We start from the raw sequence: 14,839 nt of genomic DNA on the forward strand, positions 1-14,839 counted from the left end.
GTCAGGCGCCGCGACGGGCCGGCTGCGCCCGCGTCCTGTTGAGCGCCAGGACGAGCAGGCTGAAGCCTGCGATCGGGAAGACGATCCAGTTCAGGGTCTCCCAGCCGAACGTGTTATAGACCGTTCCGGACAGCAGCGACCCGATCGACACGACCAGGAACAGCACGAAGTCGTGGACGCCCTCGACCTTGTTTTTCTCCGAGGGGCGATAGCAGTCGGCGAGCATCGCGGTCGCGCCGATGAAACCGAAGTTCCAGCCGACGCCGAGCAGGACGAGCGACAGCCAGAACTGCCACAGCTCGATACCGGAGAGCGCCACGGCCCCTGCCCCCATGATGAGGAAGAGACCGACTGCCACCATCAGGTCCTTGCCGAAACGCGTGATCAGGTGGCCGGTGAAGAAGCTCGGGCCATACATGGCCACCATGTGCCAGGAGATGCCGAGCGCGGCCTCGTCGGGGGAGAAGCCGCAGCCGATCATGGCGAGCGGCGCGCCGACCATGACGAAGTTCATGAGCGAGAAGGAGCTGACCCCGCAGACGACAGCGGTAACGAGCCGCCGCTGCCTCAGGATTTCGCCGAGCGGCCGCGCTGGCGCCGCGCCGCCCTGCCCTTCGGCAATCTTCAGTTCGGCAGGCTTGAGAAACGAGAGAATTGCCGCGCCAACGGCGGCAAGGCCGATGATGGACGCGAAGGAACCGGCGAACAGCACGGGCTCGAACAGGTCACGTGTATAGATGACGACCTGCGGTCCGAGCACGGCGGCAACGATGCCCCCGAGCATTACCCAGGAAATCGCCTTTGGCCGGAAGTCGGACGGTGCGCCGTCCGCGGCCGCGAAGCGGTACTGCTGAAGAAAGGAACTGCCGCATCCGATGATGAGCAGCCCGAGCGCGAACACCCAGAACAGGTTCTGGAACAGGGCGAGCGTGGCGACCAGCCCGCCGAGCGCCGTGACGCCCGCGCCCGCGATGAAGCCGGCGCGCCGCCCCGCCCGACGCATCAGCATTGCGGCGGGAATGGCGAAGAAGGCTGTTCCGAGGGTGAAGGCCGTGATTGGCGCAGTGGCCAGAGACTTGTCCGCGCCGAGCAGATATGCGCCGGCCAGTCCACCCATCGACATGACGATAGGCTGGCCAGCTCCTACCACCGCCTGGGCTCCAAACAGGACCCCCGCGTTATGCCTGGCGACGCGGTAGGAGTCGGCAACCGTCAAGAAGCAGTGCTCCGTTTGCGGGGCGCGCGGTGCTCGCGCGCGATGCGGTCCAGCACGGCGTTGACCAGCCTGGGCTCCTCGTCATCGCTCTCTGTATAGAACGCCCGGGCGATGTCGAGGTACTCCGTGATGATGACGGGAACCGGAACGTCGAGCTTCTTGAGGAGCTCGAACGTGCCCGCGCGCAGGATGGCGCGCAGCGTCGAGTCCAGGCGTGAGAGCGGCCAGTCCTCGGTCAGCGACTTGCGGATGATCGGGTCGATCAGCTTCTGGTTCTCGACCACGCCGGCGAGGATCGCGCGGAACCACTGCGGGTCCGCCTCGCGGTACTGGACCCCGTCGATCTCCTGCCCCAGACGGAAGGCCTCGTATTCGGCCGTGGTCTCCAGCAGGCCGGAGCCGCCAATGTCCATCTGGTAGAGCGCCTGCACCGCGGCAAGCCGCGCGGTGCCACGCTTGTTGGCCGGACGTGGATGTTCTTCGTTGTCCTTGGGAGCCGACGTCACATCACGCTCCGAAACGTTTCTTGAGGGCGATCATTGTAAGCGCGGCCTTGGCTGCCGCATAGCCCTTGCCGCCTTCCTTGCCGTCTTCGGTGCGGGCGATGCGCGCCAGCGCCTGCGCTTCGTTCTCGACCGTCAGGATGCCGTTGCCGATGGCAAGGCCGAGCATGGTCGAGAGGTCCATGATGCCGCGCGCGGACTCGTTGGCGACCACGTCGAAGTGATAGGTCTCGCCACGGATGACGCAGCCGAGGGCGACGTAACCGTCATAAACCACGCCGCCGTTCTCACCCGCTTCCGCGGCGAAGGCGATGGCAGCCGGGATCTCCAGCGCGCCCGGGACGGTGACGATATCGTAGCTCGCTCCCGCCTCGTCGAGCGCAGCCTTCGCACCCGCGAGCAGGCCGTCGGCCAGATGATCGTAAAAACGCGCTTCCACGATAAGAAGCTTCGGGGGATTGGTATCAGCCATTCGTAACTCCAGGATCGCGGCTGACTTAGGCCGAAGGCCAATTCTTATCAAGTCGTTCTTTTCGATTTCGGCAATGCTGTACACGCAACCCTGAGCAAAGCGCGCCGCGCGCTTTGCCGCAGCGAAGGCTATGCGAACACTACCCGGCAAGTATCGAGCCGGACCAGGGTCCGGCGCACGCCGCAATCAGGCGGAAGCCGCACCCGCCACGCTCTGAGCCTCGGCCAGCCGGGCAGCGTAACGGGCCATCGTATCCACCTCGAGGTTCACGGCATCTCCCACCTTCCGCTCGCCCCAGGTCGTTACCGCCAGCGTGTGCTGAATGATGAGCACATCGAACCGGTTGCCGTCGACCCGGTTGACCGTAAGCGATGTACCGTCGAGGGCAACGGACCCCTTGGGCGCGATGAACTTCGCGAACTCGTCCGGAGCTTCCAGGACGAAGCGCACCGCCTCACCCTCCTCCCGGCGCTCGCGGATAACGGCCTGTCCGTCCACGTGGCCTGAAACGATATGGCCGCCGAGTTCGTCGCCAACCTTCAACGCCCGTTCCAGGTTGATCCGCGTGCCCGGCTTCCAGGCGGAAGCAGTCGTGAGCCGCAATGCCTCTTCCCAGGCTTCCACCTCGAACCAGCGCTCGTTGGAGCCCGGGTCCGGCAGCGCGACCACCGTCAGGCAGACGCCGGCGCAGGCGATGGACGCACCGATGGCGATCGTGGCGGGATCGTAGTTCGTCGCGATCCGCAGCCTGATGCCCTTGTCGAGCGGCTGGATGGACTCGATGCGTCCAATGTCCGTCACAATGCCGGTGAACATCAGTCTTCCCTCACATACTCGAAATAGTCGTCCTCGCCGTAGCGCTCGCGGCGGATGAGCCGGAAGCCCTGCGGAATGCTCTCGGGCGTCACCGGCGCGACCACGGCCTCCTCGCCCTCCCCGAGGCGTATGGGGGCGACGAACAGACAGATCCGGTCCACCAGTCCGTCATTAAGGAACGCGCTCGCCGTGTAGGCACCGCCTTCCACCAGAAGCTTCGTGAAGCCCTTGGCGGCGAGGTCTTCGACCAGCTCCGGCAGAGCCACGTCGTTGTCCACGCTGTCGATCGCGATGAACTGGACGCCGGCTTCCGCATAGGCCTCCCGCCGCGCCACCGGACAATCGCTGGCGATGGTGAGGTAAAGCGGCACGCGACGCGCCGACGACACCAGCGTCGAATTGAGCGGCAACCTCAGGTGCCGGTCGAGCACGATGCGCGCGGGCGACCGGTGCTCCAGACCCGGCAGTCGGCAGGTGAGCGCCGGGTCGTCGTTCAGCGCCGTACGGATGCCGATCAGGATCGCGTCCGCCTCGGCGCGCATCATGTGCACCTGGCGGGACGCGATCTCGCCTGTGATCTGCACCTGGCCCCGGCCCTGGCGCCCGATCTTCCCATCGGCGGAAAGCGCCAGTTTCAGAGTCACTTCCGTGCGTTTCTTCTCGGACCGGATGAGATAGCCGCTGAGTACTTGACGAGCTTCTTCAGCAAGCACGCCGGACACGACCTCGATGCCAGCCTCGCGCAGCATCGCATAGCCGCGGCCAGCGACGCGGGGGTCGGGGTCGTCCGCCGCACCCACCACCCGGGCAATGCCGGCGCGGATCAGCGCCTCGGCACAGGGCGGCGTCTTTCCGTGATGCGCGCAGGGCTCGAGCGTCACATAGGCCGTGGCGCCCCGCGCCTTCTCGCCAGCCTCTTCCAGCGCCTGCGTTTCCGCGTGGGGCCGGCCGCCGAGTGCTGTCACGCCGCGCCCGACGATCACCGGCTGGCCGCCTTGCTCGGCAACGATGAGGGTTGCGACCGAAGGATTGGTTCCTGTCAGTCCGAGATGACGCCGGGAATAGCGGATTGCGGCGGCCATGAACCGGCAATCGCGCTGTTCCCGGCTTTCCGCTAGCGATGCTGTCATGTCCCCCCTGGGCATCAGCTATTCAACCTCCGGTTCGCCTTTGAGTTCGCCGAGCACTTCCTGGAAGTCGCGGGCTTCGCGGAAGTTGCGATAGACCGACGCGTAACGGACATACGCCACGTCATCGAGCGACTTCAGCGCCTCCATCACGAGAAGACCGATCTGCTCGGAAGGAATTTCGCTTTCGCCCGAGCTTTCGAGCTGCCGCACGATGCCGTTGACGGCGCGTTCCACGCGGTCGGGATCCACGTCACGCTTGCGCAGCGCAATGTCGAAGGAGCGCATGAGCTTGTCCCGGTCGAACGGCACCTTCCGGCCCGACTTCTTGATGACCGTCAGCTCGCGCAGCTGCACGCGCTCGAAAGTGGTGAAGCGGCCGCCGCAGACCGGGCAGGAGCGCCTGCGCCGGATGGCACTGCCATCGTCGGCAGGACGGGAATCCTTCACCTGTGTGTCTTCAGACTGGCAATAGGGGCAGCGCATCCGGTCCGGTTCCTCGCATGACCAATCGCCCTGAAGGCGATCTCTCCCTGTGGTCAGAAAAGGTTCCGGTCCCCCGCCAATGCAGGGGACCGGCAGAGCGTGTTATCAGAGATACTGATAGATCGGGAAGCGCTCGGTGAGCGCGATGACCTTCTGCTTGACCGCTTCCTCGACGGCATGGTTGCCCTCGTCGGAGTTGGCGGCCTTCAGGCCATCCAGCACCTCGGCGATGAAGCCGCCGATCTCGCGGAACTCGGCCTCGCCAAAGCCGCGGGTCGTCCCCGCAGGCGTGCCGAGGCGGATGCCGGACGTGATGAAAGGCTTCTCCGGATCGTAGGGAATGCCGTTCTTGTTGCAGGTGATGTTGGCGCGGCCAAGGGCAGCCTCGGCGCGCTTGCCGGTCGCGTTCTTGGGACGCAGATCCACCAGCATCAGGTGGTTGTCCGTGCCGCCGGACACGATGTCGAGGCCGGCCGCCTTCAGGCTCTCGGCGAGCGCCCGGGCATTGGCCACCACCTGCTTGGCATACTCCTTGAAGGTCGGCTGCAGCGCCTCGCCCAACGCCACGGCCTTGGCGGCGATGACGTGCATCAGCGGTCCACCCTGCAGGCCCGGGAAAACCGCCGAGTTGATCTTCTTGGCCATCTCCTCGTCATTGCAGAGGATCATGCCGCCGCGCGGACCGCGGAGCGATTTGTGGGTCGTGGTCGTGACCACATGCGCATACGGAATCGGCGACGGATGCACGCCGCCCGCAACGAGGCCCGCGATATGAGCCATGTCGACCATCAGATAGGCGCCGACGGAATCGGCGATCTCGCGGAAGCGCTTCCAGTCCCAGATGCGCGAATAGGCGGTGCCGCCCGCGAGGATCAGCTTCGGCTTGTGCTCGTGAGCCTTGCGCTCCACCTCGTCCATGTCGATCAGGTGGTCATCACGGCGCACGCCGTAGGAGACGACGTTGAACCACTTGCCGGACATGTTGACCGGGGAGCCGTGGGTCAGGTGACCGCCGGAGTTGAGGTCGAGACCCATGAAGGTGTCGCCCGGCTGCAGCAATGCGAGGAACACGGCCTGGTTCATCTGCGAGCCGGAATTGGGCTGCACATTGGCGAAGTTGCAGCCGAACAGCTGCTTGGCCCGCTCGATGGCGAGCTCCTCCACCACGTCGACATACTGGCAGCCACCGTAATAACGCTTGCCCGGATAACCTTCGGCATACTTGTTGGTCAGGACCGAACCCTGGGCTTCCATCACCGCGCGGGAGACGATGTTCTCGGAGGCGATCAGTTCGATCTCGTGCCGCTGGCGGCCGAGCTCGTTGCGGATCGCTTCGAAGACGGCCTTGTCGGCCTCCTCCAGCGGACGGGTGAAAAAGGCCTCGGTGACTTTCGGATCGGCTGAGGCAGTGGCCATAGCGCTATCTTCCTTTGACTTGCACTCATGATAGGGCGGCAGAATGTGGGCGGCTTAGCACTTTTCACCCCCCTCCACCAAGGACTATCCGCCGCATTTCGTATCGGGGCAGTGAATTTTTCTTTGCCCGCCGGCCAAAACAGCAAGGCCGCCCCTTGGGACGGCCTTGCAAAGCGGAACGGGTCGTGCCGGTCAGAGCGTGCTGGACATCTGCAGTTCGCGGGCGCCGTCGAAGCCGTAGATGTCGTCACGGAAGTGGACGACGCCATCGCCCGTGGCCCAGCTCGAGATGTAGACGAAATGCACCGGCACCGGATCGGCGACCGGGATATGCTTGTCGACCTCCGTCTGGATGGTGCGCTCGATGGTCCGGCGATCCCAGCCCGGCGTGTCGCGCAGGATCCAGGTGACGAGGTCGCGCACGTTCTGGACGCGCACGCAGCCCGAAGAATGGAACCGCTCCTGATCGCGGAAGATGTGCTGCTCGGGCGTGTCGTGCATGTAGACCGCGTGCGGGTTCGGGAAGTTGATCTTCACCGAGGCCATCGCGTTGATCTTGCCCGGATCCTGGCGGAAGCGGTACTTGGCCGCCTCGTCCGTGGACCAGTCGATCGTCATCGGATCGACCTCGCGGCCGTCCGGGGCGATCAGGCGGATGTTGTTGTCCCGCAGGTAGTTGGGGTTCTTCCGCATGACCGGGATGATGTCCTTCTTGACGATCGAAACCGGCGCATTCCAGTACGGGTTAAGGATGATCTCATTGATCTTCGAGGACAGGATCGGCGTCTGACGGTCGACCTTGCCGACCACGGCCGTATGGTTGAGCGCGACGCGGCCGCCCTCCACCGCCTGGATCTGCGCGGCGGGAATGTTGACCATCACGAACCTGTGGCCGAGGTCACGCGCCGTCCAGTCCATGAGGCGTTGCAGGTTGGTCTGCAGCTGCCCGAGGCGGACCTCCGCGCTGACATTCATGGCCGAATAGGTGTAGCGGCCCGTGACGCCATCGGCCGGCAGGCCGTGACGGGCCTGGAACCGCCGCAGCGCCGCCTCGACATAGGTGTCGAAAGCCGGCGACATGCCCGCCTGCGGGGAAAGGTCGCCGGAGATCATCAGACGGCGGCGCAGGATTTCCACGTCCGGATGGACGACGCCGATCTGCAGCTTGTTTTCGGGGGGCACCATCGGCCATCCGCCATTCGCGACGATCTGGGAGTATTGCGCGATGGCGTTCTGCACGTACCCGATGTTGATCGGATTGAGGATTGCCTGATTGCTAGACACGCGCTGCGCGGAGGAGACCCCCGCGTCGAACTGGTCGTTCCAGACACCGCGACGCGGTGCTCGCAGAATGGAGTCAATGACATTCTGCGCATAAGCCGAACCGGCGACCGCGGAAGCAACCGCCGCACCGGCACCGGCAAGGAAATGACGGCGACTGGATTTCATCTGTTCACCCGACCTGTTAACTCACGCACGATCCATGCAGCATTAATGGTCGGAACACCGTTAACATTCTGAGAATATGAACGTGCCCCGGTCCCATGTTTTTGAAATGGGTTCATCTCCTTCTGATTGAAATATGGTATTAGCGTGACTGATCCACTCACGCTTATTTGAAACCGGCCCGCAAGGGGTAGCTGTTGCATTTCCGCAACATGGAAATACGGGGCCGTACCGTCATATGCGGTGCTCCATGCTGTCGTTCCAGACCTTCTCGAGGCGCTGCAACGCCTGATTCATCCGGCCGAACTCCTCCGCGTTGATCTCCCCGGCCTTCTCCATCGCGCGAATGTGGCGGTCATAGAGCCGGGCGACGATAGCCGCGACTTCCTTGCCCTTTGGCGTGAGGCTGATACGGACGGTTCGCCGGTCCGCGTCGGACCTCTGGTGATGGATGTAGCCCAGCTCAATCAGCTTCTTGAGGTTATAGGTGACATTCGACCCCTGATAGTAGCCGCGCGAACGCAGCTCCCCGGCCGAGAGTTCGGAATCGCCGATGTTGAACAGCAGGATGGCCTGGATGGCGTTGATGTCGTCCCTGCGCTGCCGCTCGAACTCGTCCTTGACGACCTCCTGCAGCCTGCGGTGCAGCCGTTCGACCAGGTTGAGGGTCTGCAGATAGAGCGTCCGCAGCCGTGCGCCACCCTGACGGGGCGAGGACGGACTCCGGGAGCCAATTCCGGGATTGATCATGACAGTGCCTTTCGTGTGACGCCTGGTGAGCTTGTTGTTTTTCTTCACCTTGGCGGCACTTGTAGGCCCCGCGTCTAAAATTGTGCTTAAATGGCACACTTAACAGAGCTTTACGCCCGCGGGTTCGGGCGCCACGGCTGAACGCCCGGAAACTCACTCCTGTTCCTGCTTCTTTTCCTCGCGGTGGACGGCGATGCGAAGCGCCACGTAGCACGCCGCCGTAAGCAGATGTCCGGCAACGACCCAGGGACGGAAACCGAAGAGATCGGACATGAACGTAAACATGACCGTCTCCGACGCGGCGCACACGAACCAGATGACTGGGCCCCAGGAGGCCAGCGTCCAAAGTCCGACAGACGCGAAGGGGAACAGGACGGCGAGCGAACCTGCGGCGATGCGCCAGTAGGCCGGCAGCAGGTCGAACCTCCATTCCTCGGACGGATAAAGACCGATGAGCCGCGTCCAGTACAGCACGCCCTGCACAAGACACAGGAGCGCGACGGCGCGCTGAAGTATCTCCAGGCCATATTGGGCAGGCGACGGCCTGACGGCGATCTGCCCAGTGAAATGTTCCGACACTGATACCCTCGCCGGGACTGCAGGATCCCGGTTTCCCTTTGCCCTCTCGCCGAACGATGATAGTGCATCCTCGTGATTCCTGATAGGTTTGCAAGAATATGGTCAAACCCGCCGTCACTCGGTGCCGCCCGTCGCGCCGGATTCGTCCGGCTGCCATGCCTTGTTGATTGGACCGTCAGCGGTGATGTAGCTTTTGTGGAAACAGGAGAGTTTCAATGAACAAGATGACCCCCTCCAAGACCGCTCTCCGCTCTGTGGATGAAATCACGTCGAGCCGGCGCCTGCGCCGCATGCGCAAGGCCGACTGGTCGCGCCGGCTGGTGCAGGAGCACCACATCCGCGTGGACGATCTGATCTGGCCGATCTTCCTGATCGAGGGCGAGAATCGCGAGGAGGACGTGGCGGCCATGCCCGGCGTGAAGCGGATGACCGTGGATCTCGCCGTGCGCGCTGTCGAACGCGCCGCCAAGCTGGGCATCCCGGCGGTTGCCACCTTCCCGAAGATCGACATTTCAAAGAAGGATGACCGCGGTTCGGCGATCCTCGACGCCGATAACCTTATCAACAAGGCGACCCGCGCCATCAAGAAGGCGGTGCCCGAGATCGGCGTCATCACCGACGTGGCGCTTGATCCCTTCACCAGTCACGGGCACGACGGCATCCTTTCCAACGGCGTCATCCTGAATGACGAGACGGTGGAGCAGATTGCCCATGCGGCGGTTCTGCAGGCCGCCGCCGGCGCCGACATCATTGCCCCGTCCGACATGATGGACGGCCGCATCGGCGCGATCCGCGACGCGCTGGACGCCAACGGCTTCCAGGAAGTGGCGATCATGTCCTACGCGACCAAGTTCGCCTCCGCCTTCTACGGGCCCTATCGCGACGCCATCGGCACCGCCGGCCTCCTGAAGGGCGACAAGAAGACGTATTACATCGACCCGGCCAACACGGACGAGGCGATCCGCGAGACCGAGCAGGACCTGGTCGAAGGCGCTGACATGATCATGGTCAAGCCCGGCCTGCCCTATCTCGACATCATCCGCCGGCTGAAGGACACCTTCGCGGTGCCGACCTTCGCCTATCAGGTCTCTGGCGAATACGCGATGATCAAGGCCGCGGCGATGAATGGCTGGATCGACGGCGAGAAGGCGATGCTGGAAAGCCTGCTCGCCTTCAAGCGCGCCGGCTGCGATGGCATCCTGACCTATTTCGCCGTGGAAGTTGCCGAACGCCTGAAGGCCTGACCTCTCCCTGCACAACGGGCCCTGATTTCGCCCCCGGTCTTTCCGACGGAAGGCCGGGGTTATTTTTTGATGCCGGTGCCGCAGGGTATGTTGCCAAGCCGGGGCTATGGGGTACTATTTTCATTCGCCCGCCCTTCGTGGCGGGAAGCGCAATTACGGTCAGAGCGCACATGATGCAGCAGCTGGGTCATACGCCACAGTTCTTCCTGACGGCACCGTCTCCCTGCCCGTACCTGCCCGGCCAGTTCGAGCGCAAGGTATTCACGCATCTGGTCGGCGACCGCGCGGCGGAACTCAACGACGTGCTGACCCAGGGCGGCTTCCGCCGTTCCCAGAACATTGCCTACCGTCCCGCCTGCGAAAGCTGTCGGGCCTGCGTTTCGGTGCGTATCCTCGTGCGCGAGTTCGAGCCGTCGCGCAACATGCGCCGGATCCTGAAGATGAACGCTGACCTGATCGGCGAGGAGCGGAACCCGGAGGCCACGGCGGAGCAGTATTCCCTCTTCCGCACCTATCTCGACGCGCGCCATCCCGACGGCGGCATGTCGGACATGACAATGCTCGACTATGCGATGATGGTGGAGGACACGCATGTGCCCACCCGCGTGTTCGAGTACCGCTTCCGCGGCCCCGATTCAGGGGTGACGGGACGCGGAGAAGGCGAGCTGGTCGCGGTGGCGCTGACCGACCGCCTCTCCGACGGCCTGTCAATGGTCTACTCCTTCTACAACCCCGAACTGGAGCGGCGTTCCCTCGGATCCTTCCTGATCCTGGACCACATCCGCCGCGCCCGCGGCGACGGCCTGCCCCATGTCTACCTGGGTTATTGGGTCAACGGCTCACGCAAGATGGGTTACAAGATCCGCTACCAGCCCCAGGAGCATCTTGGCCCGAGCGGCTGGCAGCGCTTCGCGTCTCCCGAACTTTCCCGCTGACGGCCCGCCCCCGGGCCTCCCCGCCAGCGCAGGGACCATACGTCCCCACCACACACCGCCGGAGCTGAACCATCCTGCTGTCTTACGGTAACGATACCGGAGGTCCGGGGACGTACGCTTCCTGATGTCTTAGAATACGCGGGCCAACAACCCGCATGCATTACGTGAAAAGGATGACGTATTGCATGAAGTCTACACATAATACTTCGAAAATAATATTAAGCCTCAATGAATAGCTCATAAGCAAATATACTTTGAAAGCTCATGACACCGACAAAATCTGGCCCTGCAAGACTTATCGGGATTCTTTCCGGCACTGTTCTGCTGGTTCTTTCGGCGCCCACGACCTCGCAGGCCCAGACTTCGCCTGCCATTCCCGTGGTGGACTGTTTCACCGGTGCCTCCATTTTCAACACCGGGATGACCGACAACAGCGGGACAATATACTGGACCGTCAAGCGGACGACGGAAAATGTGCAGAATAATACCAACAACGCCTACTACATGAACCCGACTTTCCGCGACACCACCGCATATCCGCCACCCCCGGGTCCGTGGCAGCCAACGTCGGTCGTACTGAACAGACCTGGTTGGCATGTGCCGACGGGGGGCGCGCTCTGGATTTCACATGCTACTGATGGGGTTCACGGGCCGCTAAACGAGACATACCTGGAGGATTTCTACTACAGGTTTGTTTTCGTCATCGACAATGCGGTCAATCTGGAATCCTTCAAGCCGCAGATGTCCTTCTATGCCGATGACACGATCTATGACATTTACGTCAATGGCCAGCGTGTAGTGCCGCGCTGGATTGAATCGATCGGGGACTACAACCCTTGGCACGTACAGTCCTTCATGACAGGCCAGGGCGCCTCCTACAAGTTCGATAGCACCTGGTGGCAGCATGGACAGAACGAACTCATCGTCCATATCAGATCGATAGGAACTGTGCAGGGATTCCTGGCAGAGTTCACCAGCGAGAGCCTCTGCGAACCTTCGCTGACTCTCCGAAAGACCGTCAACGGCGGAACCATGACACCGGCCGACTTCACCCTGGTTGCGTCCGGTCCCGCTCAAACGATTCAGGGCAAATCCGGCAATCCTGCGGTCACCAGCGTGGTTGTGGAACCCGGAACCTACGCCCTTTCGGAACAGCCTGCCCCCGCGCAGGTTGGCTATGCGCAAGACATAACCTGCAACATTGAGACTGCATTGCAGGGCGGTGGTACCTCGTCCTCGACGGTGACCGGAACTTCAGTTTCCCTCACGCCCTATGACACGGCGGTATGCGAGTTCGTGAATACCTACATTCCGCCCACCAGCCTCACCCTGAAGAAGGTGGTTCAGAACACGCGAGTGGGCACGCTCACTCCGGACCGCTTTACGCTCCGTGCCAGCGGCCCGACCTCGTTCAGCGGGCGTCATGGTTCTCCAGCCGTCACCTTGGTCGAGGTGGAACCCGGTGTGTACACCCTCTCCGAGGATCCGGTGAATGGCTACAAGGCCGCGGGTACGTTCGTGTGCGAGGAACTCTCGGGCGCTTCGATCCCGGTTTCCCCCTCGAACCAGATCACCGTGGACAGGGGTCAGAAGATCACCTGCACCATCACGAATGTCGACATGGCAGCGGAACTCACGTTGAGCAAGGAGGTGATCAACGACAGCGGTGGCACGGCATCTCCGTCCGACTTCACCCTGATTGCGGGCAGTGGCACCGCCGAATACCGCTTCGCGCACGGCCAGACCCAGTCGGTTCCGGTCGGCACCTACACGCTGTCCGAAGAAGGTCCCGCCGGCTACGGTGCAAGTCTTTTTACCTGTACGCTCAACGGAGTCACCACCGTTTCCAACACCATCACCCTGGCCGACAACGACGTTGCCAGCTGTACAGTCACCAACAATGACATTGCCATCGAAAAGTCCCTCACCGCGGAAAGCGGAAGCCTGCCTGGTGTCGCCGAACCCGGCGAGATCCTGACCTATACCGTCACGCTGACCAACGACGGGACAGCCAATGCGCTCTACAATCTGGTCGACAACCTCGACACCAACCTGACCTACGTCCCGGGTTCGACGGGAGGCGTCGCCACCGGAATGGAGCCGGTTTCCACCCGCCCCCTGAAGTGGAATGGCCTCGTCCTTCCCCCGGGAACTTCAACCGTGACCTACCAGGCCAGGGTATCGGCCGTCCTGCCACAGGGAAAGGCCCGCATCACCAACTGCATTGGCACGGTTTGCACTGAAACCGTGGCTTCCGGTTGGGTAAGCATCAGCAAGAAGCTGATTGGCGAGTCCGGCGGAAACCAGCCCGATCTTGCCGAACCGGGAGAAATCCTCACCTATGAGGTGACGCTCACCAATGAGGGCGAAGCGCCCGCGATATTCGATCTTGGCGACGTGCCTTCCGACTATTCGACCTATGTGCCCGGTTCCACGCGGGGCACTGCAGGCGCGGCCGAGCCGGAAGGTCCGATTCCGCTTGTCTGGCGCAACATCCCGGTCCACCCGGGACAGCCCGTGACTGTCGTCTACGACGTCAGGGTAGCCGACGTCCTGCCTCCCGGCACCGCCTCGCTGCGAAACATTGCATATTCCCCCCGGGTTTTCGAGGCCGAGCTCGAGGAACAGGGCGGTGGCGACGGCAGCGGCTCCGGCGGTCGCGGAGATGGCGGTTCCCAGCAGCGCTATCCCGGCGCCGACTATTGCAACAGAGCCGGAGCGGGCTGTCTGGATTTCGAGACGCTGAACATCAGCTTCGCCAAAGTTGCCCACATGCCCACGGCCGACCGGGGGATGAACCTCCCCTTCTCGATCGAGGTGACCAACCACGCGAGCGCCCCGGTTCAGAACGTCGTCGTCACTGACGTCATGCCCGCGGGCTTCACGTTTGTGGAGGGATCGGCAACCATCGATGGAAAACCGGTCACGCCCATCGTGAACGGCCGTTCGGTCCAGATCACGATCGCCCGCCTGGAACCCCGCTCCACCACGACCGTCGACCTGCAGATGCGGGCGCAACCCTCGCTCAAGCCTGGCTCCTACAGCAACCGCGCTGGACTGCGTGATCCGAGCGGCAGAGAGATTGTCGGCACCTCCGCCGCCTTCGAGATCTCTGTCGAACCGATGTTCGACTGTGGCGACATCATCGGCAAGGTGTTCGACGACGAGAACCGGAACGGCTATCACGACGACGGCGAAGGCGGCATCTCGGGAGCTCGCGTGGCAAGCCCCGAGGGCGTACAGGTCGTCACGGACAGCCACGGTCGCTTCCACATTCCGTGCGCTGATCTTCCCGACAGCAGGATCGGCCGAAATTTCATCCTCAAGCTGGATCCTCGCTCCCTCCCCTCCGGTTACCGGATCATCAGCGAAAATCCCCGGGTGGTGCGCCTGACCGCAGGCAAGCTCACCAGTATCGACTTTGCCGCCTCCGTCACGCGTGTGGTGCGCGTCGACGTGAACGATAGCGCCTTCGAAACCGGATCGGTGACCCTCTCGCCGAGATGGGAGCAGACCATTCCCGAACTGATTGCCATGCTCGAGACCGAGCCGTCTGTCCTTAGGATCGTCTATCACGGCCAGGCGGGCAACGGGGCTGGACACCAGCGACTGCGCGAACTGCGTCGTCTCATCATCGATCACTGGACGCAAAAGTCCAGCCGGTACAAGCTGGACATCGAGATAATCGTCATCTCCGGCGGCGCCATGCGGTTTCCGGAAGCATCACCGCCTATTGTATTCCAGCCGAACTGACGGCCTGTGAGGGGTAAGGTGGCCGCCGGCCCGAGGCAACCCGCGGGTCACAACATCGGGGGAAACGGCGGCCGGGGGCGCCCACCGGCCCCACTG

General features: G+C 63.1%; 13 protein-coding genes. 3 read left to right on the forward strand and 10 right to left on the reverse strand.

The window, feature by feature from the left end; translation table 11 throughout:
- Window position 1 precedes the first annotated feature (1 nt).
- The 10 genes from ABD906_RS15775 to ABD906_RS15820 form a co-directional block, all read right to left on the reverse strand.
- Entirely contained in the window at window positions 2–1,216 is a 1,215-nt protein-coding gene (locus ABD906_RS15775) for an MFS transporter (RefSeq protein ID WP_345100623.1), read from the reverse strand.
- A complete protein-coding gene (gene nusB, locus ABD906_RS15780) occupies window positions 1,213–1,722 on the reverse strand; it encodes a transcription antitermination factor NusB (RefSeq protein ID WP_345100625.1) in 510 nt (169 codons plus the stop codon). Before nusB ends, ABD906_RS15775 begins: the two co-directional genes overlap by 4 nt.
- Window position 1,723: 1 nt before the next feature.
- Window positions 1,724–2,191 carry a 6,7-dimethyl-8-ribityllumazine synthase gene (ribH, locus tag ABD906_RS15785; protein ID WP_165278747.1) on the reverse strand — a complete coding sequence of 156 codons (468 nt, stop codon included), beginning with the start codon at window positions 2,189–2,191 and terminating at the stop codon, window positions 1,724–1,726.
- 186 nt (window positions 2,192–2,377) lie between these two features.
- Window positions 2,378–3,007, reverse strand: a complete 630-nt coding sequence (locus ABD906_RS15790) for a riboflavin synthase (RefSeq protein ID WP_165278748.1) — start codon at window positions 3,005–3,007, stop codon at window positions 2,378–2,380.
- Entirely contained in the window at window positions 3,007–4,137 is a 1,131-nt protein-coding gene (ribD, locus tag ABD906_RS15795) for a bifunctional diaminohydroxyphosphoribosylaminopyrimidine deaminase/5-amino-6-(5-phosphoribosylamino)uracil reductase RibD (protein ID WP_345100629.1), read from the reverse strand. The genes ABD906_RS15790 and ribD overlap by 1 nt, the downstream gene beginning before the upstream one ends.
- Before the next feature lie 18 nt (window positions 4,138–4,155).
- Window positions 4,156–4,620, reverse strand: coding sequence for a transcriptional regulator NrdR (gene nrdR, locus ABD906_RS15800; protein ID WP_165278750.1), 465 nt, complete (start codon window positions 4,618–4,620; stop codon window positions 4,156–4,158).
- Window positions 4,621–4,725: 105 nt separating this feature from the next.
- Entirely contained in the window at window positions 4,726–6,036 is a 1,311-nt protein-coding gene (gene glyA, locus ABD906_RS15805) for a serine hydroxymethyltransferase (protein ID WP_165278751.1), read from the reverse strand.
- 192 nt (window positions 6,037–6,228) lie between these two features.
- On the reverse strand, window positions 6,229–7,485 hold the full coding sequence (locus tag ABD906_RS15810; RefSeq protein WP_165278752.1) for a L,D-transpeptidase family protein: 1,257 nt from the start codon (window positions 7,483–7,485) through the stop codon (window positions 6,229–6,231).
- Between the two features lie 231 nt (window positions 7,486–7,716).
- Window positions 7,717–8,232, reverse strand: coding sequence for a transcriptional regulator LdtR (gene ldtR, locus ABD906_RS15815; RefSeq protein ID WP_165278753.1), 516 nt, complete (start codon window positions 8,230–8,232; stop codon window positions 7,717–7,719).
- 153 nt (window positions 8,233–8,385) lie between these two features.
- Window positions 8,386–8,811 carry a DUF6163 family protein gene (locus ABD906_RS15820; protein ID WP_345100634.1) on the reverse strand — a complete coding sequence of 142 codons (426 nt, stop codon included), beginning with the start codon at window positions 8,809–8,811 and terminating at the stop codon, window positions 8,386–8,388.
- A 215-nt stretch (window positions 8,812–9,026) separates the two neighbouring features.
- Here ABD906_RS15820 and hemB point away from each other — a divergent pair, with 215 nt between their 5' ends.
- The 3 genes from hemB to ABD906_RS15835 all read left to right on the forward strand — a co-directional run bounded on the left by hemB (window position 9,027) and on the right by ABD906_RS15835 (window position 14,743).
- Window positions 9,027–10,055, forward strand: a complete 1,029-nt coding sequence (hemB, locus tag ABD906_RS15825) for a porphobilinogen synthase (RefSeq protein ID WP_345100636.1) — start codon at window positions 9,027–9,029, stop codon at window positions 10,053–10,055.
- A 170-nt stretch (window positions 10,056–10,225) separates the two neighbouring features.
- Window positions 10,226–10,990, forward strand: a complete 765-nt coding sequence (locus tag ABD906_RS15830; RefSeq protein ID WP_165278756.1) for an arginyltransferase — start codon at window positions 10,226–10,228, stop codon at window positions 10,988–10,990.
- Window positions 10,991–11,254: 264 nt separating this feature from the next.
- Window positions 11,255–14,743, forward strand: a complete 3,489-nt coding sequence (locus ABD906_RS15835) for a hypothetical protein (RefSeq protein WP_345100638.1) — start codon at window positions 11,255–11,257, stop codon at window positions 14,741–14,743.
- Window positions 14,744–14,839: the final 96 nt, after the last annotated feature.

Source organism: Chelativorans composti (assembly GCF_039541695.1).
In the GTDB taxonomy this organism is placed as follows: domain Bacteria; phylum Pseudomonadota; class Alphaproteobacteria; order Rhizobiales; family Rhizobiaceae; genus Chelativorans; species Chelativorans composti.